Origin of the sequence: Streptomyces sp. NPDC046716, from assembly GCF_040645755.1 — a bacterium.
GTDB lineage: Bacteria > Actinomycetota > Actinomycetes > Streptomycetales > Streptomycetaceae > Streptomyces.
In genome coordinates, this window is record NZ_JBEYYU010000002.1 from 281,249 (window position 1) to 302,362 (window position 21,114).

The 21,114-nt window shown below is 68.3% G+C and carries 15 protein-coding genes; 6 read left to right on the forward strand and 9 right to left on the reverse strand.

Annotated features, from left to right (window positions below; translation table 11 throughout):
* Positions 1-56 precede the first annotated feature (56 nt).
* Positions 57-1,688, reverse strand: coding sequence for an ABC transporter substrate-binding protein (locus ABZ930_RS02815; RefSeq protein WP_361540299.1), 1,632 nt, complete (start codon positions 1,686-1,688; stop codon positions 57-59).
* A gap of 392 nt (positions 1,689-2,080) precedes the next feature.
* On the opposite strand from ABZ930_RS02815, the gene ABZ930_RS02820 reads away from it, so the two are divergent.
* The 5 genes from ABZ930_RS02820 (at position 2,081) to ABZ930_RS02840 (ending at position 8,176) form a co-directional block, all read left to right on the forward strand.
* Positions 2,081-3,112, forward strand: coding sequence for an ABC transporter permease (locus ABZ930_RS02820; RefSeq protein WP_361540302.1), 1,032 nt, complete (start codon positions 2,081-2,083; stop codon positions 3,110-3,112).
* Between the two features lie 79 nt (positions 3,113-3,191).
* Positions 3,192-4,952, forward strand: a complete 1,761-nt coding sequence (locus ABZ930_RS02825; protein WP_361540305.1) for an ABC transporter substrate-binding protein — start codon at positions 3,192-3,194, stop codon at positions 4,950-4,952.
* A 97-nt stretch (positions 4,953-5,049) separates the two neighbouring features.
* Positions 5,050-6,030 (forward strand): ABC transporter permease, encoded by a 981-nt coding sequence (locus ABZ930_RS02830; RefSeq protein ID WP_361540308.1) that lies wholly within the window; start codon positions 5,050-5,052, stop codon positions 6,028-6,030.
* A 47-nt stretch (positions 6,031-6,077) separates the two neighbouring features.
* On the forward strand, positions 6,078-7,115 hold the full coding sequence (locus ABZ930_RS02835) for an ABC transporter ATP-binding protein (RefSeq protein WP_361540311.1): 1,038 nt from the start codon (positions 6,078-6,080) through the stop codon (positions 7,113-7,115).
* Positions 7,116-7,141: 26 nt separating this feature from the next.
* Complete coding sequence (locus ABZ930_RS02840) at positions 7,142-8,176, forward strand: dipeptide ABC transporter ATP-binding protein (RefSeq protein WP_361540314.1); 1,035 nt, start codon at positions 7,142-7,144, stop codon at positions 8,174-8,176.
* Between the two features lie 160 nt (positions 8,177-8,336).
* Here the strand turns inward: ABZ930_RS02840 and ABZ930_RS02845 are convergent, their stop codons facing one another.
* Complete coding sequence (locus tag ABZ930_RS02845) at positions 8,337-9,068, reverse strand: transporter substrate-binding domain-containing protein (RefSeq protein ID WP_361540317.1); 732 nt, start codon at positions 9,066-9,068, stop codon at positions 8,337-8,339.
* Positions 9,069-9,116: 48 nt separating this feature from the next.
* Here ABZ930_RS02845 and ABZ930_RS02850 point away from each other — a divergent pair, with 48 nt between their 5' ends.
* Positions 9,117-9,734 carry a GrpB family protein gene (locus ABZ930_RS02850; protein ID WP_361540320.1) on the forward strand — a complete coding sequence of 206 codons (618 nt, stop codon included), beginning with the start codon at positions 9,117-9,119 and terminating at the stop codon, positions 9,732-9,734.
* 61 nt (positions 9,735-9,795) lie between these two features.
* Here the strand turns inward: ABZ930_RS02850 and ABZ930_RS02855 are convergent, their stop codons facing one another.
* From ABZ930_RS02855 to ABZ930_RS02885, 7 genes are all read right to left on the reverse strand, one after another.
* The gene (locus ABZ930_RS02855) at positions 9,796-10,947 is read right to left on the reverse strand and encodes a dipeptide ABC transporter ATP-binding protein (protein ID WP_361540323.1); all 1,152 of its coding nucleotides are present in this window, start codon (positions 10,945-10,947) and stop codon (positions 9,796-9,798) included.
* Complete coding sequence (locus ABZ930_RS02860; protein WP_361540326.1) at positions 10,940-11,998, reverse strand: ABC transporter ATP-binding protein; 1,059 nt, start codon at positions 11,996-11,998, stop codon at positions 10,940-10,942. Before ABZ930_RS02860 ends, ABZ930_RS02855 begins: the two co-directional genes overlap by 8 nt.
* Positions 11,999-12,009: 11 nt before the next feature.
* Positions 12,010-12,984 (reverse strand): ABC transporter permease, encoded by a 975-nt coding sequence (locus tag ABZ930_RS02865; protein WP_361540329.1) that lies wholly within the window; start codon positions 12,982-12,984, stop codon positions 12,010-12,012.
* Complete coding sequence (locus ABZ930_RS02870) at positions 12,977-13,903, reverse strand: ABC transporter permease (protein WP_361540332.1); 927 nt, start codon at positions 13,901-13,903, stop codon at positions 12,977-12,979. The genes ABZ930_RS02865 and ABZ930_RS02870 overlap by 8 nt, the downstream gene beginning before the upstream one ends.
* A 158-nt stretch (positions 13,904-14,061) precedes the next feature.
* Entirely contained in the window at positions 14,062-15,702 is a 1,641-nt protein-coding gene (locus ABZ930_RS02875; RefSeq protein ID WP_361540335.1) for an ABC transporter substrate-binding protein, read from the reverse strand.
* A gap of 585 nt (positions 15,703-16,287) precedes the next feature.
* Positions 16,288-18,195, reverse strand: a complete 1,908-nt coding sequence (typA, locus tag ABZ930_RS02880; protein ID WP_361540338.1) for a translational GTPase TypA — start codon at positions 18,193-18,195, stop codon at positions 16,288-16,290.
* 274 nt (positions 18,196-18,469) lie between these two features.
* On the reverse strand, positions 18,470-20,782 hold the full coding sequence (locus ABZ930_RS02885) for an ABC transporter family substrate-binding protein (RefSeq protein WP_361540341.1): 2,313 nt from the start codon (positions 20,780-20,782) through the stop codon (positions 18,470-18,472).
* Between the last annotated feature and the right edge of the window lie 332 nt (positions 20,783-21,114).

The window sequence follows — 21,114 nt, forward strand, 5'->3', positions numbered from 1 at the left end:
CGAGGGTTCAGCGAGGGGGCGGGAGGGGCGGCCCGACGGCCGCCCCTCCCCTGGCGTCAGTTGACCTTGATCTCGTTGTAGACCGGGACGCTGAACGGGTTCAGCGCCACGTTGGAGACCTTGTCCGAGTAGCCGGCGCTGCCGTTCTGGTACCAGAGGGGGATGGCCGCCATGTTGTCCCGGACGACCTCCTGGGCCTGCTGGAAGATCTTCACGGCCTCGGCCTGGTCGGACTCGGCGTTGGCCTTGTCCACGAGGGAGTCGAACTCCTTGTTGGACCAGTGGCCGTCGTTGGACGAGGCGTCGGTGTAGTACAGCGGCTGCAGGAAGTTCTGGATGAGCGGGTAGTCCATCTGCCAGCCGGCGCGGAACGGGCCCGTCATCTTCTTGTCGGTGATCTTGTTGCGGAAGTCGGCGAAGGTGCCGGTGGGGCTGCCGACGCACGCCTTGTCGTTGCCGAGGGCGTTGTTGATCGAGTTGCAGACGGCGTCGACCCACTCCTTGTGGCTGCCGGTGTCGGCGTTGTAGCCGATCTGCACCTGGCCGCCGGGGATGCCGCCGCCCTCCTTGACCAGCTTCTTGGCCTCGGTGGGGTTGTAGTCGCAGAACTCACCGCACAGGCCCTCCTTGTACCCGCCGTCCTCGCCGAGGACCGGCGAGGTCCAGTCGGTGGCGGGGGTGCGGGTCTTCTGGAAGATCGACTCGGTGATCTGCTTGCGGTTGATCGCCATCGACAGGCCCTTGCGGACCTTGTCGCTGTCCGCCTTGTTCCAGTCGGCGTCGTAGAACGGGAAGGCGAGCGTCTGGATGATGCCGGCGGGGGTGTTGATGTACCGGCCGTCGAGGTCGCTCTTCACGTTCGTGAGCTGGGCGGCGGGCACGTCATCGACGAGGTCGAGGTTGCCGGCCGTCAGGTCGGTGTAGGCCGTGTTGTTGTCGGTGTAGACCTTGAGGTCCACGCCCGCGTTCTCGGCCTTGTCGTCGCCCGGGTACTTGTCCCACTTGCGCAGGGACATCTGCGAGCCCTTCTGGTACGACTTCACGGTGTACGGCCCGTTGCCGATCGGCTTCTGGACGTACGAGTCGTGGTCGTCGAAGAAGACCTTGGGCAGCGGGGCGAAGGCCGCGTAGCCGAGGGTGTCGGGCCAGGTGGAGAACTTCTGGTTCAGCTTGACCGTGAAGGTGTCGTCGCCGGTGACCTTGAGGCCGGAGAGCTTGTCCATGCTCTGCGAGCCGGAGTCCGGGTGCACCTTGTCGTAGCCGTCGATCTGGCCGAAGAAGTAGGCGTTCTTCTGGTTGTTCTTCAGGCTCGCGCCGTAGTTCCAGGCGTCGACGAAGGACTTGGCGGTGACCTTCTCGCCGTTGGAGAACGTCCAGCCCTTCTTCACGGTGATCGTGAAGTTCTGCGAGTCGGACGTGTCGATCTTCTCGGCGAGCATGTCCTTGGCCTCGCCGGTCTTCGGGTCGTACCGCTTCAGACCGCGGAAGATCATGTCCAGGACCTTGCCGCCCTGCACCTCGTTGGTGTTGGCGGGCTCCAGCGGGTTCTGCGGGTCACCCCAGGAGGAGCGCACGATCCCGGAGCCGTCACCGCCGCCACCGCTGTCGCCGCCCCCACCACAGGCCGTCGCCGCGAGGGCTACGGCGACTGCACCAGCCGCCCACTTGGCGTGCGTGGCTCCACGCATGGAGTGCCTCCTCTGTACCGATCACGTGACACGTACGCCCAAATATCAGGCCATACGTCACATATCGCACTCCCGATTCAGCCACCCGTGGGACGGGCCCTTTCTTTCGCAACCCCGTACCCTCGGCTCACAGTGCACGCATAGCGAGACACGAGTGTCCGGATATCGGACCCCACGCCACGCTTGTCCGGCGATGCCGTCTTTATGCCATGGGAACACCCATGCGAGAGCAATCCCGCCCCCTACTCAGAGCAAAGCCCGGGGCAAGGATTCAAAGGTGGAATCAAGACATCCAGAATTCATTGACCGTGCATCAAATGCCCTGAAAAGGTCCCGCTTAGCGCTCCGGTAGACCCGTTAGCGCATATGGACCCCTCAGGGCCTGGAGCACCATGACGACCCCAACTCCCCCTGCCGCAGCCGAACTTGAGGTTGTGGAGGACGACGCGCCCGCGCCGCGGACACCCCCTGCGGCGTCCGGCGACGACGAGAGCCTCTCCCCCGGCAAGCTGGCCTGGCGCCGCTTCAAGCGGGACCGCACCGGCCTGATCTCGGCCGGTGTCGTGCTGTTCTTCTTCGTGATCGCCCTCGCGGCGCCGCTGATCGCCAAGGTGTACGGCAAGGACCCGTACACCACCTACGCCAGCGCGCGCCCGGAGCTGCTCGACGCCTTCTCGTACCCTGCGGGTGCCAACGGCGGGATGAGTTCCGAATTCTGGTTCGGCATCGAGCCGCAGCTGGGCCGGGACGTCTTCACCTTCCTGCTCTACGGGATCCGCAACTCGCTCGGCATCGCCGTCGCGGCCAGCGTGCTGACCATGGTCGTCGGTGTGGTCGTCGGCGTCACCGCGGGCTATCTGGGCGGCAAGACGGACTACCTCGTGGGCCGGATCATCGACATCCTGCTCTCGGTCCCGTCGACGCTCTTCTTCATCGCCTTCATGCCGGTGGTCTTCGGGCTCTTCGTCGCCGACGACGACAACATCCCCACCTCCCTGCGGGCGGTCTCGCTGATCGTCGTCCTCTCGGCCTTCGGCTGGGCCTCCATCGCCCGTCTGCTGCGCGGCCAGGTACTCGGCCTGCGCGAGCGGGAGTTCGTCGAGGCGGCCAAGGTCACCGGCGCCTCGCCGATGCGCATCGTGTTCAAGGAACTGCTGCCCAACCTGTGGACGCCGATCATCGTCCAGGCCACGCTGCTGCTCCCCCTCTTCGTGACGTCGGAGGCGGGCCTGGCCTTCCTCGGTGTCGGCATGATCGACCCGACCCCCGACTGGGGCGTGATGATCGGCCGCGGCGCCCAGTTCTACAACCAGGACTTCACGTTCCTGCTCTTCCCGGGCCTGTCGATGGTGATCTTCGTACTCGCCTTCAACCTGCTCGGCGACTCGGCGCGCGACGCCCTCGACCCGAAGTCGAAGCGCTGACCCCCAGCTCCCCCTCCGCCGGTTTCGACGACGTCCGGCCACCCTCTCTTCGTCCCGACTGACCTAGGCAGGCCCAACCATGTCCTTTTCCCGTAGAAACCTCCTGATCGCCACCGGTGCGGTCGCGGCGTCCAGCGCGGTCCTCACCGCCTGCGGCGGCAGTGGCAGCGGCAGCTCGAGCAAGAGCAAGGGCCCCTCGGTCACGGGTTCCAAGACGACCGCGATCCCGGTCGGCACCAAGGCCGACTCCACCGGTCCGGCCCCCGAGGTCCCCGGCGCGGTCAAGGGCGGGACGATCTACTCGCTCGACCAGTTCGACATGGACCACATGGACCCGGCCCAGATCTACGTCTCGACCGAGCAGGCCATCACGGTCCCGATCGCGCGCGGCCTGACCGGCTACAAGGTGGGCGACAAGGGCTCGGCCACCCTGGTCGGCGACATGGCGACCGACGCCGGCACGATGAAGGACGGCGGCAAGACCTGGTCCTTCACCCTCAAGGACGGCCTGAAGTGGGAGGACGGCTCCGACGTCACGATCGACGACGTCCGCCACACCTTCGAGCGCACCTTCGCCGACTTCATCACCGAGGGCCCGCGCTACTTCCAGGAGTGGGCCGAGGGCGGCGACAAGTACAAGGGCCCCTACGGCGGCAAGCACCTCGACTCCATCGAGGTCGACGGCAAGACCATCACGTTCCACCTGAAGGAAGCCCACGGCGACTTCAACTACATGGTGGCGATGCGCGGTTACTCCTTCGTGCCGAAGAAGCACGACACCAAGGAGAAGTACGACAAGCGCCCGATGTCCTGCGGCCCGTACAAGATCGACAGCCGCCAGCCGGGCAAGTCGCTGACCTACGTGCGCAACGACCACTGGGACCCCAAGACCGACGCCCTGCGCAACAACTACCCGGACAAGTACGTCTTCCAGTTCGGCTTCGAGAACCTGGCGTCCACCGACCGCTACATCGCGGACAAGGGCAACGACCAGCACACGGTGTCGATCTTCAACGAGGTCGCCCCGGAGCGCACCGCCCAGGTGCTCACCAACGCCAAGCTGAAGAAGCGCGTCCTCACCCAGGTCGACACGGTCACCTACTACTGGCCGATCAACACGACCCGCATCAAGGACGTGAAGGTCCGCCAGGCCATCAACTGGGCCTGGCCGCACCAGCAGCTGCAGACGATCCGCGGCGGCGCCTCCACCAGCGAGCTGGCCACCTCGATCCTCTCCCCGGTGACCCCCGGCTACGCCAAGTTCGACCTGTACGGCGTGACCAAGAAGCCCGGTGGCGACCCGGCCAAGGCCAAGGCCCTGCTGAAGGAGGCCGGCGCGACCGGCCAGAAGCTGGTCATCGCCTACCAGCAGTCCGACAACGCGGTGAAGCAGGCCGTCGCCATCAAGAACGCCCTGGAGGCGGCGGGCTTCACGGTCGTCAACAAGCAGATCGACAAGTCGACCTTCTACACCCAGATCGGCAAGATCGACAACGAGTACGACGTGTTCGCCGCGGGCTGGAGCCCCGACTGGCCGGCCGGTTACTCGGTGTTCTACCCCTGCTGGGACGGCGACAACATCGGCGACGGCCGCAGCAACTACTCCCAGCTGAAGGACGCGAGCGTCGACCGGGCGATCGCGGCCGCCACCACGGAGACGGAACCGGAGAAGGCCAACAAGGCCTGGGGCGCCATCGACCGCCAGATCATGGAGCTCGCGGCCTGCGTGCCCGACTACCACTCGATCCGCAACTGGATGTACGGCTCCAAGGTCGGCAACGTCGTCTACGACCTCGGCAACACCTGCGTCGCCCTCTGCAAGCTCTACGCCAAGAAGTAAGCGCCCCCGTGAAGGGGCGGCCGCCCGCGCGGCCGCCCCGGCGGCCCTCCCCCTTCAGCCTCCCGGCGACGGCGCCCCGTCCGGAAAGTCACGCCCCATGTCCCGCTTCCTCGTTCGCCGAGTCCTCGGCGCGCTGGTCATCCTGCTGATCATCAGCGCGATCACCTTCTGGCTCTTCTACGCGATCCCGCGTGACCCCGCCATCATGTCCTGCGGCAAGAACTGCACGCCCGACATGCTCGCCAAGGTCCGGCACAACCTGGGCATCGACCACCCGATCCCGGTCCAGTACTGGGACTGGCTCAAGGGCATCTTCGTCGGGCGCGACTACGCCAGCTTCGGCCGCTGCGACGCGCCCTGCCTCGGCTACTCCTTCGCCAACCGCGAGCCGGTGCTCGGCACGATCCTGGACCGGCTCCCGCTGACCCTCTCGCTCGCCTTCGGCTCGGCCGTCGTCTTCCTGATCTTCGGCATCGGCACCGGCATGATCGCCGCGGTCAAGCAGGGCAAGTGGCAGGACAAGCTGGCCAGTTCGGCCTCGCTGGTCGCCTCCTCGATGCAGATCTACTTCGTCGGCTACATCGCGATGTACTTCCTCGTGTCGAAGCTGGGCATCCTGGACAACCCCTCGTACACGCCGCTCACCGAGAACCCGGTCTCCTGGGCCTCGGGGCTGCTGCTGCCCTGGCTGGTCCTGGCCCTGATCTGGACCGCCAACTACACCCGTATGACGCGCTCGCAGATGGTCGAGACGCTCAGCGAGGACTACGTCCGCACCGCCCGGGCCAAGGGCCTGTCCGGCCGCAGCGTCTTCTTCCGGTTCGCCTGGCGCGGCGCGATGGGCCCGATCGTCACCATCTTCGGCATCGACATCGCCACCCTCATCGGCGGCGCGATCATCACCGAGCAGGTCTTCAGCCTCCAGGGCGTGGGCCGGCTCGCGGTGCAGTCCGTGGACAAGAGCGACCTGCCGATGCTGCTCGGCGTGACCGTGCTGTCGGCCGGCGCCATCGTGTTCTTCAACATCATCATCGACGCCGTCTACGCCCTCATCGACCCGCGGATCCGGCTCGCCTGACCTCCGCCACTGCCCCCTACCCCCGCATCACCCCCAGGAGCGTCCCCGTGACGAGCACCGATCAAAAGCCCTTCCTCTCCGTCCAGGACCTGAAGGTCCACTTCTCCACCGAGGACGGCACCGTCAAGGCCGTCGACGGGCTCAGCTTCGACCTCGCCAGGGGCAGGACGCTCGGCATCGTGGGTGAGTCGGGGTCCGGCAAGTCGGTCACCAACCTGACGATCCTGGGCCTGCACGACCCGGCCCGCACGCGGATCGAGGGCGAGATCGTGCTCGACGGCAAGGACCTGCTCACCGCCACCGAGCGGGAGCTGGAGCAGCTCCGCGGCAACACGATGTCCATGATCTTCCAGGACGCGCTGGCCTCGCTGTCGCCGTACCACACCATCGGCCGGCAGATCGGCGAGACGTACCGCAAGCACACCGGGGCCTCCAAGAAGGAGGCCAGGGCGCGGGCGATCGAGATGCTCCGCAAGGTCGGCATCCCCCAGCCCGACATGCGGGTGGACGACTATCCGCACCAGTTCTCCGGCGGTATGCGCCAGCGCGCGATGATCGCGATGGCGCTGGTCTGCGACCCCGAGCTGCTGATCGCCGACGAGCCGACGACCGCGCTCGACGTGACGGTCCAGGCGCAGATCATGGACCTGCTCAAGGAGCTCCAGCAGGAGTTCGGCACGGCCATCATCTTCATCACGCACGACCTCGGGGTCATCGCCGACATCGCCGACGACGTGCTGGTGATGTACGGCGGGCGGTGCGTGGAGCGGGGCACCAAGAAGGAGGTGCTGGGCAGCCCCCAGCACCCGTACACGCTGGGCCTGTTGAGCTCGATGCCGAGCCTGGAGGGTCCGGTCGACGTGCCGCTGTCGCCGATCCCCGGCTCGCCGCCCTCGCTGCTGAACCCGCCGACCGGCTGCCGGTTCCACCCCCGCTGCGCCTTCGTCGACCGGGTCGGCGGCGGACGGTGCGCCGGTGAGTCCCCGGTGCTCGAACTGACGCAGGGCCGGGGCTCCGCCTGCCACCTCCCGCTGGACCGGCGCGCCGAGCTCTTCGCCGACCTCGCCGCGCCCCGGCACAACTGACGTACAAGAGACGGGATTTCACCACCATGAGCAGCACCTCCCCCCTCCTGGACGTCTCCGGGCTGACCAAGCACTTCCCGATCAAGGGCGGCTTCCCGATCCGGCGGACCGTCGGCGCCGTGCAGGCCGTGGACGGACTGGACTTCCAGGTCGCCGAGGGCGAGAGCCTCGGTCTGGTCGGCGAGTCCGGCTGCGGCAAGTCGACGACCGGGCGGCTCATCACCCGGCTCCTCGAACCGACGAGCGGCACGATCTCCTACCGGGGCAAGGACATCACCCACGCGAGCCGGAGCCAGCTGGCGCCGGTGCGCTCCGAGATCCAGATGATCTTCCAGGACCCGTACGCGTCGCTGAACCCGCGGCAGACGGTCGGCAAGATCATCTCGGGTCCGATGGAGATCAACGACATCAACCCGGCGGGCGGCCGCGAGAAGCGGGTGCGCGAGCTCCTGGAGATCGTCGGGCTCAACCCCGAGCACTACAACCGCTTCCCGCACCAGTTCTCCGGCGGCCAGCGCCAGCGCGTCGGCGTCGCCCGCGCGCTCGCCCTCGAACCGAAGCTGATCGTCGCCGACGAGCCGGTCTCCGCGCTCGACGTCTCCATCCAGGCGCAGGTGGTGAACCTGCTCCAGAAGGTGCAGCGCGAGCTCGGCATCGCGTTCGTCTTCATCGCCCACGACCTCGCCGTCGTCCGGCACTTCTCGCAGCGGGTCGCCGTGATGTACCTCGGCAAGATCGTGGAGATCGCGAACCGCGAGGACCTCTACGACAATCCCCGCCACCCCTACACCAAGGCCCTGCTGTCGGCCGTCCCCGAGGCGACGGCCGAGGACGTCCCGGCCCGCGAGCGCATCCGCCTCCAGGGCGACGTGCCGTCCCCGATCAACCCGCCGTCGGGCTGCCGCTTCCGCACCCGCTGCTGGAAGGCGACGGACAAGTGCGCGAGCGAGGCCCCGCCGCTGGTCCGGGTGACGGGCAACTCCGACGGCCACCTGACGGCCTGCCACTACCCCGAGGAGCCCGCCGTGGCGGCGGTCCCGCAGTCCCGCAAGGCCCTCTAGACCCCGCCGCGCCGCCCGCCCACCACCCCGACGAGGGCGAGCGACGCGCGTCGGACCGGACCGTTCGGCCCATTGACCCGAGCCACGGAACGCACCCGGTCCAGGGGAGAAGGCCCGCACCGATCGACTCGGTGCGGGCCTTCTTGGCCGTCGTCCGGTCTCAGCCGGCCACGGGAGCCGCCAGCTCCGGGTTCTGGCCCGAGCGGCGGAGGGAGTCGGCGACGAAGCCCGACGCCGTCAGTTCGGCCACCGTCTCGCTCAGGAAGCGGACCGTGCGCGCGTCGCGGGTCCGGGTCGTGCCGACGGCCTGCCGGATGGTCATGAACGCCGGTTCCAGCAGGCGGAGTCCGGGGTCGGCGGCGACGTGGGCGGTGAGGGGCTGGCGGATGCCCGCGGCGACCTCGAGACCGTCGCTGTGGAAGGCGTCCACGCCGTCGGTGCCGCGCACCACGGTCGCCTCGCTCAGCGTCCGCGTCAGGAACAGGTCGTAGGCGGAGCCCTGCTTGACCCCGATGCGCACCCCGGCGCGGTCCACGTCGGCGGAGGTCCGCAGCGCGGAGCCGGCCGGGACCGCGTAGACGCCCTCGATGTGCACGTACGGCGCGGTGAAGGCCACCTCCGCCTCACGGGCCGGTTCGACGGCGAGGAAGCACAGGTCGGCCCGGCCCGTGGCCATCGCCTCGTAGGACTTGCGGGCGGCGTCGAAGCACTGGAACTCCACCGGGAGCCCGAGCCGGCCCGCGATCTCCCGGGCCAGGTCGACGGTGACCCCCGCGGGCGCGTCGGGGGTGCCCTGGGCGAGGACGGGGTTGCCGAGGTTGACGGAGGCCCGCAGCACTCCGGTGGGCGCGAGGTCCTGCGCGACGGCGGCTGATTCCGTGGAGTTCGTCATGTCCCTGATTCTAGGAACGGCCTGGTCCCGGGAACGTACGGTGGTGTCATGACCACCGACCAGGGCCAGGACCCGGACCGGACGATCCCCCGCACCTCGATGACGCCCGAGGAGATCGAGGCGGCCGACCCGGGCTCCGCGGCCCGCCTCGACGGCCGGGTGACGCTCGTGGAGCCCGATCCCCTGTGGCCGGTGGTGTACGCGACCGAGGCCGAGCGCATCGGCACCGCCCTCGCCGCCCTGCCGCACCGCCTGGAGCACGTCGGCTCCACCTCGGTGCCCGGCCTCCCCGCGAAGCCGGTCGTCGACATCCTCCTCGCGGTCCCCGACTCGGCGGCCGAGCGCACTTACGTTCCCGGCCTGGAGGGCCTGGGCTACGGCCTGGTCGTCCGCGAACCCGACTGGTACGAGCACCGCGTCCTGCGCCATCCGGCCGTGGCACCCGGCATCGACTACGTCAACCTCCATGTGTTCACGGCCGGTTGCCCGGAGATCGACCGGATGACCGGCTTCCGCGACCGTCTGCGCACCCACCCCGCGGACCGCGAGCTGTACGCCCGCACCAAGCGCGATCTGTCCCGGCGGACCTGGGAGTACGTACAGGACTACGCGGACGCCAAGACGGAGGTCGTGGAGGAGATCCTGCGCCGGGCCGGACGGGGGTGAACGGGAAGAGGGCCGGCCGCCGGGAAACCCGGTGGCCGGCCCTCGAAGGGCATGGCACGGCTCACGCCGCGTGGACCACGTCCTTCTCCTCCGCGAAGTGGCACGCCGACTCGTGGGCGGCCTGGGAGTCCGAGCCCTGGAAGCGCTCGGGGATGGCCAGGAGGGGAACCTCCTTGGCGCACTTGTCCTCGGCCTTCCAGCAGCGGGTGCGGAAGCGGCAGCCCGACGGCGGGTTGGCCGGCGAGGGCACGTCACCGGTGAGGATGATGCGCTCGCGGCCCTCACGGGCCTCCGGGTCCGGGACGGGGACCGCCGACAGCAGCGCCTGGGTGTAGGGGTGCGTCGGGTGGTCGTAGATCTGCGTGTCCGTACCGATCTCGGCCATCTTGCCGAGGTACATGACGCCGACCCGGTCCGAGATGTGCCGGACGATCGACAGGTCGTGCGCGATGAAGATGTAGGAGAGGTTGAACTCGTCCTGCAGCTTCTCCATCAGGTTGATGACCTGCGCCTGCACCGACACGTCGAGCGCGGAGACCGGCTCGTCACAGATGATGATCTCGGGGTTGAGGGCCAGGCCGCGGGCGATGCCGATGCGCTGGCGCTGACCGCCCGAGAACTGGTGCGGGTAGCGGTTGATGTACTCGGGGTTGAGACCGACGACGTCCAGGAGCTCCTGGACCTTGCGGCGCCGGTCGCCCTTCGGGGCCACCTCGGGGTGGATCTCGAAGGTCTCCCCGATGATGTCGCCCACCGTCATACGCGGGTTGAGCGAGGTGTACGGGTCCTGGAACACCATCTGGATGTTGCGGCGGACGGCCTTCAGGGCACGGCCGGACAGCTTGGTGATGTCCTGGCCCTTGTAGAAGACCTCGCCCGCCGTCGCCGTCTCCAGCGTCATCAGGAGCTTGGCGACCGTGGACTTGCCACAGCCGGACTCGCCCACGATGCCGAGGGTCTCGCCCTGGTAGACGTCGAAGGAGACACCGTCGACGGCCTTGACCGCGCCGATCTGCCGCTTGAACAGGATGCCCTGGGTCAGCGGGAAGTGCTTCACCAGGTTGCGCACCTGGAGGATCGGCTCACCGCGGTCGACCGGCGCCTCGATGGCGGCGACGGCCTCGTCGGTGGTGGCGGCGTCCACCGTCTCCACGTCCGTGACGTTGGGAGTGGCGTCCGTGGGCACGGCGTCGTTCTTGCTCGGCTCAGCCATGGAGCGTCTCCTTCCAGAAGTGGCAGGCGCTGCCGCGGCCGGGCAGCTCCGTGCCGTCGCGCTCGGTCACCTGGTGCAGCACGGGAACGTCCGTGGAGCAGATGTCCTGGGCCTGGGTGCAGCGCGGGTTGAACGCGCAGCCGCTCGGGATGCGCGTCAGGTTGGGCGGGAGGCCCTTGATCGCGTAGAGCTCCTTGCCCTTCTGGTCCAGGCGCGGGATCGACTCCAGCAGACCCTTGGTGTACGGGTGCGCCGGGCGCTTGTAGATCTCGTGGACCGGGGCGGTCTCGACGATCCGGCCCGCGTACATCACCGCGATCTTGTCGGCGACGTCCGCGACGACACCGAGGTCGTGGGTGATCAGGATCAGACCCATGTTGAACTCGGTCTGGAGCTCCGCGAGCAGGTCCATGATCTGGGCCTGGACCGTCACGTCGAGCGCCGTGGTGGGCTCGTCCGCGATGATCAGGTCGGGCTCCAGGGCGAGCGCCATGGCGATCATGATGCGCTGGCGCATACCGCCGGAGAACTGGTGCGGGTAGTCGTTGACCCGCTCCTTGGCCGCCGGGATGCGGACCCGCTCCATCAGTTCGATGGCCTTGGCCTTGGCGTCCTTCTTGGACAGACCCTGGTGGACCCGGAACATCTCGCCGAGCTGGTAGCCGACGGAGAGCACGGGGTTCAGCGAGGAGAGCGCGTCCTGGAAGATCATGGCGATCTTCTGGCCGCGGATCTTGCGGCGCTCCTCGTTGGACATGGTGAGCATGTCCTGGCCGCGGAAGAGGATCTCGCCCTGCGGGATCTTCCCCGGCGGCATGTCGAGGATGCCCATGATGGCCTGCGCCGTCACGGACTTGCCGGAGCCGGACTCACCGAGCACGGCCAGGGTCTCGCCCGCGTTCACGGTGTAGTTCACACCGTTGACGGCCTTGGCGACACCGTCGCGGGTGTGGAACTCCACGTGCAGATCGCGGACTTCGAGCAGCGGGGCGCCGTCTGCGACGGCGTCACCGGGCTCGGGAACGTTCGTGGGTTGAGAGGTGCTGGTCACGTACGCCCTCCTCAGCGCAGCTTCGGGTCGAGGGCGTCGCGGACCGCGTCGCCGAGCATGATGAACGCGAACACCGTGAGGGTCAGCATTCCTGCCGGGAACAGCAGGGCGTGCGGGTCGTCGCGGATCACCTTGCTGCCTTCGGAGATGTCGATGCCCCACGAGATCGTGGGGTCGCCCAGGCCGAGGCCGAGGAACGACAGGGTGGCCTCCGCGCCGATGTAGCCGCCGAGCGCGATGGTCGCGACGACGATCGTCGGCGCGATGGCGTTCGGCAGCACGTGCCGGAACAGGATCCGGTTGGTGCCGGCGCCGAGGGCACGCGCGGCCGTCACGTAGTCCGCCTGCTTGGCGGTGATGACGGAGCTGCGCATCACGCGGGCGATCGAGGTCCAGCCGAGGAAGGCCAGCGCCAGGATCACGACGTACACCTTGCGGTCGACGAACGCGTTCAGGACGACCATGGTGCCGAGCAGGAACGGGATGCCGAAGAAGATGTCGACGATGCGGGAGATGATCGAGTCGATCCAGCCGCCGAAGTAACCGGCGAGCAGGCCGAGCAGACCACCGACGACGGTGACCGCCGCGGTCACGCACACGCCCACCGTGATCGAGGCCCGGGTGCCGTAGATGACCCGCGCGTAGAGCGACCGGCCCTGCTGGTCGTAGCCGAACCAGTCGGCCTGGAAGACGTGCGTGTACTCCGGCTTGCTGAGGTAGTGGTGCACGAGGTCGCCGTCGCGCGGGCTGACGCTGGTGAACAGGCCCGGGAAGATGGCGATCACGATCAGCACGAAGAGCAGGATCGAGGAGACCCAGAACATCGGCCGGTGACGCAGCTCGTACCAGGCGTCGCCCCACAGGGAGCGGGCCTTCTCCTTCTTCGCGTCGCCGCCTCCAGGCTTCTCGACGAGCGGGGCCGCGTGGGCGTCCAGCTCGGCGGCCTCGGCGGCCTCGGTGATCTGGTCCTTGGTCACGTCAGGCATACCGGATCCTCGGGTCCAGGACCGCGTACAGCAGGTCGATGAGGAGGTTGATCACGAGAATCACGAGGACGATGACCGTCACCACACCGGTGACCGTCGAGCCCTCGCTCGTCTGCACCGCTCGGTAGAGCAGGTTGCCGACTCCCTGGATGTTGAAGATGCCCTCGGTGATGACCGCGCCGCCGATGAAGCCGCCGATGTCGGTACCGATGAAGGTGACGACGGGGATCAGCGAGTTGCGCAGCAGGTGGACACCGACGATGCGGCGCCGGGGCAGGCCCTTGGCGAGAGCGGTGCGCATGTAGTCCGCGCGCAGGTTCTCGGCGAAGGTCGTGCGGGTCAGCCGGGCCACGTAGGCCATGGAGAGCGTCGCGAGGACGAGGGCGGGCAGGAACAACTGCCCCAGGTTCGTGGAGTCCTGGACGTTCGGCGGCAGCCAGCCGAGTTCGTCGGCGAAGACGAACCGGGCGATGAAGCCGAGCACGAAGACCGGGATCGAGATCACGACGAGCGTGAAGATCAGCACGCCGGTGTCGACGGCCTTGCCGGCCTTCAGACCGGCCCAGGCGCCGAGGCCCACGCCGATGATGATCTCGAGGATGATCGCGAGCAGCGTCAGCCGCAGCGTCACCGGGAACGCGTCGGTCATCAGGTCGAGGACCGGACGTCCCGCGAGGTTGTCGCCGAAGTCTCCTTGCAGGAGCTTCCACATGTAGTTGACGTACTGCTCCAGCACCGGCTTGTCGAAGCCGTAGGCGTGCTTGATCGCCGCGATCTGTGCGGGGTCGGGAGCCTTGTCGCCGTACATGGCCCGAACCGGGTCACCCGGAAGGATGTGGACCATGAGAAAAATCAACAGAGTAGTCCCGATGAAAATCGGGATCATCTGGAGCAGTCGCCTTGCAGCGTAACGCCCCATGTCGAGCCTCCATGCCGTGAGGGGTCGGCGAGGCCTGCGCACATCTCTCTACCGCAGGAGGGGTGGTGTGAGGTGGAGGCCTGTGCCTACGGGCCGGTGCGGCCGCCCCGCGCCTCGTGGGGGCGGGGCGGCCGTCACCGGCCTGCGGTCGGGGTGAACTACTGCTTCTTGACCTTGACCTGGTCGAAGATCGGGTCGCCGTCCTGGCCGTACGGGATCTTGCCGAGGATCTTGGTCGACTGACCGCTGTTGACCTTGTAGAACCAGAGCGGGATGGCCGGCATGTCCTTCGCCAGCAGCTGCTCCGCCTCCTGGTACTTCTTCACGGTCTCGTCGACGGACGCGGCCTTGTCGGCCTCGGTCGAGAGGGCGTCGAACTCCTTGTTGGCGTAACCGCTGGTGTTACCCGCGGCCTTGGAGCCGTAGAGGTCACGCATGAAGTTCGAGTTGACGGGGTAGTCGAGCACCCAGCCACCGCGGTACATGGACTTGACCTTGTGCGCGTCACGGGCGTCGAGGTCGGCCTGGAAGGTCGGCTTCGGGTCGCCGGTGCACTCGACACCGGTCGCCTGGCGGATCGAGTTGCAGACCGCGTCGACCCAGGGCTTGTGGTCCTGGTCGGCGTTGTACTGGATCTGGATCTTGTTGCCCGGAACGCCGCCGCCTTCCTTGATGAGCTTCTTGGCCGCAGCCGGGTCGTACTTGGTGATGTCGCCAAGCGCGCCCTTCTTGTAGCCGAGAACGCCGGGGGCCACGTACGAGTCGGCCGGCTGGCGGGTGCCCTGGAGGACGGTCTTGGTGATCGTGTCACGGTCGATCGCCTGCGACAGACCCTGGATGACCTTCGGGTCGACGTCCTTCCAGGACTTCGCGTAGAAGGCCGGGACGATCGACTGGACGGCGGAGTACGCCTGGTCGATCGCGCGGTTGCCGAGGTCCTGCTTGTACGTCTTCAGCGCGGTGGTCGGGACCTGCTCGATCCAGTCCACGTTGTTGGAGCGCAGGTCCGAGTAGGCGGCGTCGGCGGTCGTGTAGTTCTTGAAGTCGATGCCGCCGTTCTGCGCCTTGTTCGGGCCCTTGTAGCCGTCGAACTTGCGCACCTTGATGAGCTTGTTGTGCTCCCAAGACTCGAACTTGTACGGGCCGTTGCCGACCGGCTTCTCGCCGTAGGCCTTCGGGTCCGAGAAGAACTTCTCGGGCAGCGGCGCCCAGACGTCGTAGCCCAGCTTGTACGCGAAGTACGAGACCGGCGAGGTCAGCTTGATGGTGAAGGTGTTGTCGTCGACGACCTTCAGGCCGGACATGGCGTCCTTCTTGGCCTTGCCCTTCTCAGGGTGCACGTCCTCGAAGCCGACGATGTCCGCGAACCAGCTGGAGTTGGTCTGGTTGTTCGCGATGTTCGCGGACCAGTTCCAGGAGTCCACGTAGGACTTGGCCGTGACCGGCGTGCCGTCGTGGAACTTCCAGCCGGCCTTGAGCTTGACGGTCCACTCGGAGGAGTCGTCGTTCGGCGTGACCGACTCGGCGTTGACGTACTCGAGCTTGCCGGTGCCCGGCTCGTAGTCGACCAGGCCCGAGAAGATGGTGCGCAGGACACGGCTGCCCTGGCTCTCCTTGGCGTTCGCCGGCTGCAGCGGGTTCTGCGGCTCGCTCAGCTGCGCAGTGACGATGCCGTTCGGGTCGGCCTTGCCCTTGTCCATGTCGTCGCTCGCGCTGTCACCGCCACCACCGCAGGCGGTCGCAGCCATTGTCACGACGGCGGCTATCGCGACCCACTTGGCGCTCTTGGCACCACGCATGGGTTCCTCCTCATGAGTCCACTTGTTCATCAGAAGGGGCACACAAGACATGACGTCGCCACCCCTGACGACGCGCATGAAGTGCCCCAGTGTGCTCGTGAGTCGGCGCTCCCCACAGCGCGTGACCCATTGACCCGAGCTCTATGCGCTCAACTATTAGCCACCGGGACGGTCGCGACCACCGTCTTGAGGTCTCGGTTCGATCACACCTGACACGTACATCTCCTAAAATCCGGACAAACTGATCCTAGATAGATGACCGCGAAACGGACTTGTTACATATCTATCGACCGAAGCTCTCCGCATAGCGGACACAGCGGAGCTATTAATGGCTTGCGCCGGAAACGCACTTGGTACTCGCCGGTCACGCATCGCATCCGACTGCTGTACCCCGCGTGAACGCGCCACTCTCACCGCGCGTAGACAACCGAGGGCAGATTAGCGGCAAGGCGGTGGCCGCGGGAGGACTTCCTGCCGACCGGCCCAACGGCCGCATGATCGACCGGACTTGCCCGCCGTGCGGGCGCACGCCGAGGGCCGGCCTCCCTGAGCGGGAGACCGGCCCTCAGAGCGTCAGTGCGCGTCTCAGCCGTGCTTGGCGCGCGAGGCGGAGCGGCCGCGCTCCTTCTGGTCCAGGACGACCTTGCGGATACGGACGGCCTCCGGGGTCACCTCGACGCACTCGTCGTCGCGGCAGAACTCCAGGGACTGCTCCAGGGAGAGCTTGCGCGGCGGGACGATCGCCTCGAACGAGTCGGCCGACGAGGACCGCATGTTCGTGAGCTTCTTCTCCTTGGTGATGTTCACGTCCATGTCGTCGGCGCGCGAGTTCTCGCCGACGATCATGCCCTCGTACACCTCGGTGCCGGGGTCGGTGAACAGCACGCCGCGCTCCTGGAGGTTCGTCATCGCGAACCCGGTGACGGCACCGGCGCGGTCGGCGACCAGCGAGCCGTTGTTACGGGTCGTCAGCGTGCCGAACCACGGCTCGTGGCCCTCGTGGATGGAGTGGGCGATGCCCGTACCGCGGGTGTTCGTCAGGAACTCCGTGCGGAAGCCGATGAGGCCGCGCGACGGGACCACGAACTCCATGCGGACCCAGCCGGAGCCGTGGTTCGACATGTTGTCCATGCGGCCCTTGCGGACGCCCATGAGCTGCGTGACGGCGCCCATGTGCTCCTCGGGGACGTCGACCGTGAGGCGCTCGACCGGCTCGTGCGTCTTGCCGTCGATCTCCTGGGTGACGACCTGCGGCTTGCCGATGGTCAGCTCGAAGCCCTCGCGACGCATCTGCTCGACCAGGATGGCGAGCGCGAGCTCACCACGGCCCTGGACCTCCCAGGCGTCGGGACGCTCGGTGTCGAGGACACGGAGGCTGACGTTACCGATCAGCTCGCGGTCCAGGCGGTCCTTGACCTGGCGGGCGGTGACCTTGCGGTCCTTGACGGCCGACTTGGCCGCCGCGCCCTTGCCCGTGCCACCGCGGCCGACCAGCGGCGAGGTGTTCGTGCCGATGGTCATGGAGATGGCCGGCTGGTCGACCGTGATCAGCGGCAGCGCGATCGGGTTCTCCGGGTCGGCCAGGGTCTCGCCGATCATGATGTCGGGGATACCGGCGACGGCGCAGATGTCACCGGGACCGGCGACCTCGGCGGGCTTGCGGGTGAGCGCCTCGGTCATCAGGAGCTCGGTGATGCGGACGTTCGAGATCGTGCCGTCGCGCTTGATCCAGGCCACCGTCTGGCCCTTGCGCAGCTCGCCCTGCTCGACGCGGAGCAGCGCGATGCGGCCGAGGAAGTTGTCGGCGTCCAGGTTGGTGACGTGCGCCTGGAGGGGGGCCTCCTCGTCGAACGTCGGGGCCGGGACGTGCTCCAGGATCGTGGAGAAGAACGGCTCCAGGTTGGTGGAGTCCGCGGGGACCGTGCCGTCGGCCGGCTTCGTCAGCGACGCGATGCCGTCACGGCCGCACGCGTAGACGATCGGGAACTCGATCTGCTCCTCGTCCGCGTCCAGGTCGAGGAAGAGGTCGTACGTCTCGTTGACGACCTCGTCGATCCGGGAGTCGGGACGGTCCGTCTTGTTGATGCACAGGATGACCGGCAGACGCTGCTGGAGCGCCTTGCGCAGCACGAAGCGCGTCTGCGGGAGCGGACCCTCGGAGGCGTCCACGAGCAGCACGACGGCGTCGACCATCGACAGACCGCGCTCGACCTCGCCACCGAAGTCGGCGTGGCCCGGGGTGTCGATGATGTTGATCGTGATGACGTCGCCGCCATCCTTCGGGTGGTACTTGACGGCCGTGTTCTTGGCCAGGATCGTGATGCCCTTCTCACGCTCCAGGTCATTCGAGTCCATCATGCGATCGTCGAGGGACTCGGCGGCGTGAGCGGCGAACGAGCCGGCCTGCTTGAGCATGGCGTCGACGATGGTCGTCTTGCCGTGGTCGACGTGGGCGACGATGGCGACGTTTCGGATGTCGTGGCGCGTGGCCATATTGCGGCGTACTCCCGGAATAGTGGACGGCTGCGCGTACATCAGTGATACGCGCGCCCTGCCGGGCTGGACACGCCACGGCCTCACCCCATCGTACGTGGCTCAACGGGTGAGGGGGTTGCGGGGGCTCGGCGGGGTGGGGGGAGCGAGCCGTACCGCAGGGTAAAACCGCAGGTCAACGGGTTAGAACGAACCTTGCCCCGCGGGCGGGCCCGGGGGCAAGGGAGTTGAGCTGGATCTGAGCCTGGGACGTGGTCCCAGGCAAGGCCGCAGGTCAGGAGGACGGGCTCGCCGAGGGCTTCGCGCCCTTCTTCAGGTAGCCGATGTCCTCGTACTGGGGCTCCTGGAAGCCGAAGGCGCCCGCGTTGGCGACGTTCGTGCGGGTCGCGACCAGTTCGGGGCGCTGGTAGAGCGGGATGGATCCTGCGGCCGCCCAGATGCGGGCGTCGGCCTGCTTCACCAGGGAGCGCTCCTCCCCCGCGTCCAGCTCGCCGATCGCCTCGTCGAAGAGCTGGTCGATCTGGTCGGTGCCGACCCGGGTGTAGTTCTGCTCGACGGTGAGCGACCCGTCGGCGGCCGGGATCGGCTTGGCGTAGATGGGGCGGGCGTCGGTGGCCGGGTAGGCGGACGCGGGCCAGGAGTACAGAGCGAGGTCGTACTGGCCGGACGCGATGTGGTCCTTGAAGTAGCTCTCGTCGTCGACCTTCATGATGTCGGTGCGCACGCCGATCTTCTCCAGCATCTGCGTGATCCGGTCGGCGACGGTGCGCAGCTGCTCGGAGCCCGCGCCGGACGGCAGGACGAAGCGCAGCGTGAGCGGCTTGCCGTCCTTGGCGAGCGGGCCCGCGGCGGCGCCGGCCGGGGCGGCCGTGCCCTTGGGCGCGTACGCGCCGGGGGCGCCGCCCTGCTTCACGTACGTCTTGGCGTCCTTGCCGAGCCCCTCGGCGGCCTGGTCGTTCTTGTGCTTCTTGGCGTGCTTGGCGTGCTTGCCCTTCTCCTTGTCGGCCTTGCGCAGCTTCAGCGCGTCGGCCTGGTGCAGCAGGGCGGTGTGCTGGGCGGCCGCGAGCGGGCCGGGGACGAACAGCCGGGGCGCGTCGGCTCCGGGCTTCTGGTCGTCCTCGCCGACGATGTACGTGCCGTCGTCGGCGTCCTCCGCGTCGTTGTCGGAGTTCTCGGAGCCGGCCGTCTTCTCCTCGGCCTTGTCCGCCTTATCGGTCTTGTCCTTCTTGAGCGGGCCGCCGGGCACCCAGCCCGCCTCCGCGAGCAGCGCCTGCGCCTGCGCGGTGTCCTGGTCGCCGAGCGCGCCGCTGTTGTCGGCGTACGCCTCCTGGCCGGCCAGCGCGAGGTGGTTGTCGACGGTGCCGGCGGGCAGGCCCAGCGGCTTGAGGACGGCCTCGGCCAGCTTGCTGCGGTCGATGGCGCGGGCGACGGCGCGGCGGACGCGCTCGTCGGCGAGGGGGCCCTCGGTGCCGTTCAGCGCGAGCTGCGTGTAGGCCGGCTCCAGCGACTTGCGGACCGCGAAGCCGCGCAGGTTCTCCTGCTCCTTCGCGTACTTCTTCACGGCCTTGCGGGTCTTCGCGCGCGCCGCGATCTCCTCCTCGGCGGCCTCCTCGTCCTCGCCGTGCATGATCGCCCAGGAGCGCAGCGCCTTGCCGGGGGTGAGGGCGGCGCCGGGGCCGTGGGCGAGCGGGCCCGCCGTGCTCTTGTCGCGGGCGGCGTACGCGATGCGGTCGGCTCCGCCGGCGTCCAGGTCGGCGAGGTCGAGGTCGCCGGCGGCGAGGGCCGCGGCGCGCTTGCCGCGCGGTACCGCGCTGAGGACGAGCTTGTCCAGCTTGGCGGGGCTGCCCCACCAGCGGGGGTTGCGCTTGAGGGAGACCGTCTCGGCGTCGCGGTCGACCTTGTCGATGGCGAACGGGCCCGCCGTGTTCGTCAGCTTGCGCCGCGCGCCGTCGTTGAAGTGGTCCGGGGTCCCCATGACGTCCTTGGGGTACAGCGGCGAGAACAGGGCGCGCCAGTCCGCGTACGGCTTGGCGAACGTGACCCGCACCTCCAGGTCGTTCGCCCCGCGCTCGACCTTCTCGATGCGGTCGTAGCCGGCGTTGTGCGCCGTCCAGTACGCGCTGTCCTTGCCGGACAGGGCGCGCCACTGCGCGGCGAAGTCGGGGGCGCCGATCTCCCGGCCGTCGCTCCAGACCGCCTGCTGGTTCAGCTTGTACAGCACGACCTGCTTGGGCTCGGTCTCGATGACCTCGGCCTTCTCCAGGAAGTCGGGGTCGGCCTTCGGGCGGCCCTGCGCGTCCAGCTTGAACATCGACGGCAGCACGGCGCCGGTGACCCGGCTCGTGCTCGCGTCGGCGTCGGCCTGGAAGGCGTTCAGGGTCTGCGGCAGGTTGTCGACGGCCCAGCGCAGGGTGCCGCCGTCCTGGATCTGGTCGCGGGCTGCGGGGGCGATGTCCTGCCCGGCGGAGGGCTTGCCCGCCTCGTCGTCCGCGGCGCACCCGGCGAGGGCGGTCACGGCGAGCGCGCCGCTCACGAGGAACGCGGCCGAGCGCAGGGCTGCGCGTGGGCGCCTGGGGGTCTGGTGCATCTCGGAGCTACCTCCGGTACGGGCCGGTTGATCACTTTTGGCGGTATATGCGGTTGATCACATCTATCGGGCCGCGGGCCCTACGGGCGACGGCGACACGGCCCCGCCCCACCGGAACCCCCCGGGCGGACCAATGCCGGTCATGATCGGCGCCGGTGAGCGGGGGCCGGCCGCGCAGTTCCCCGCGCCCCTGGGCAGTCGGCCAGGCGCGGGCCGGTGGCCTCTTCTCGCGCAGTTCCCCGCGCCCCTGAGATGCGCACTGCGTGCGGCATCTCATCGGGGAGGCTGCGCGGAGCGCATGCCTCAGGGGCGCGGGGAACTGCGCGAGAAGC

What these genes read in the sequence shown, in the direction of transcription:
- ABZ930_RS02825 (WP_361540305.1), top strand. Translation starts at nt 3,192, where the DNA reads ATGTCCTTTTCCCGTAGAAACCTCCTGATCGCCACCGGTGCGGTCGCG.
- ABZ930_RS02865 (WP_361540329.1), bottom strand. Translation starts at nt 12,984, where the DNA reads ATGCCTGACGTGACCAAGGACCAGATCACCGAGGCCGCCGAGGCCGCC.
- ABZ930_RS02820 (WP_361540302.1), top strand. Translation starts at nt 2,081, where the DNA reads ATGACGACCCCAACTCCCCCTGCCGCAGCCGAACTTGAGGTTGTGGAG.
- ABZ930_RS02815 (WP_361540299.1), bottom strand. Translation starts at nt 1,688, where the DNA reads ATGCGTGGAGCCACGCACGCCAAGTGGGCGGCTGGTGCAGTCGCCGTA.
- ABZ930_RS02855 (WP_361540323.1), bottom strand. Translation starts at nt 10,947, where the DNA reads ATGGCTGAGCCGAGCAAGAACGACGCCGTGCCCACGGACGCCACTCCC.
- ABZ930_RS02875 (WP_361540335.1), bottom strand. Translation starts at nt 15,702, where the DNA reads ATGCGTGGTGCCAAGAGCGCCAAGTGGGTCGCGATAGCCGCCGTCGTG.
- ABZ930_RS02830 (WP_361540308.1), top strand. Translation starts at nt 5,050, where the DNA reads ATGTCCCGCTTCCTCGTTCGCCGAGTCCTCGGCGCGCTGGTCATCCTG.
- ABZ930_RS02850 (WP_361540320.1), top strand. Translation starts at nt 9,117, where the DNA reads ATGACCACCGACCAGGGCCAGGACCCGGACCGGACGATCCCCCGCACC.
- typA (WP_361540338.1), bottom strand. Translation starts at nt 18,195, where the DNA reads ATGGCCACGCGCCACGACATCCGAAACGTCGCCATCGTCGCCCACGTC.
- ABZ930_RS02840 (WP_361540314.1), top strand. Translation starts at nt 7,142, where the DNA reads ATGAGCAGCACCTCCCCCCTCCTGGACGTCTCCGGGCTGACCAAGCAC.
- ABZ930_RS02885 (WP_361540341.1), bottom strand. Translation starts at nt 20,782, where the DNA reads ATGCACCAGACCCCCAGGCGCCCACGCGCAGCCCTGCGCTCGGCCGCG.
- ABZ930_RS02870 (WP_361540332.1), bottom strand. Translation starts at nt 13,903, where the DNA reads ATGGGGCGTTACGCTGCAAGGCGACTGCTCCAGATGATCCCGATTTTC.
- ABZ930_RS02845 (WP_361540317.1), bottom strand. Translation starts at nt 9,068, where the DNA reads ATGACGAACTCCACGGAATCAGCCGCCGTCGCGCAGGACCTCGCGCCC.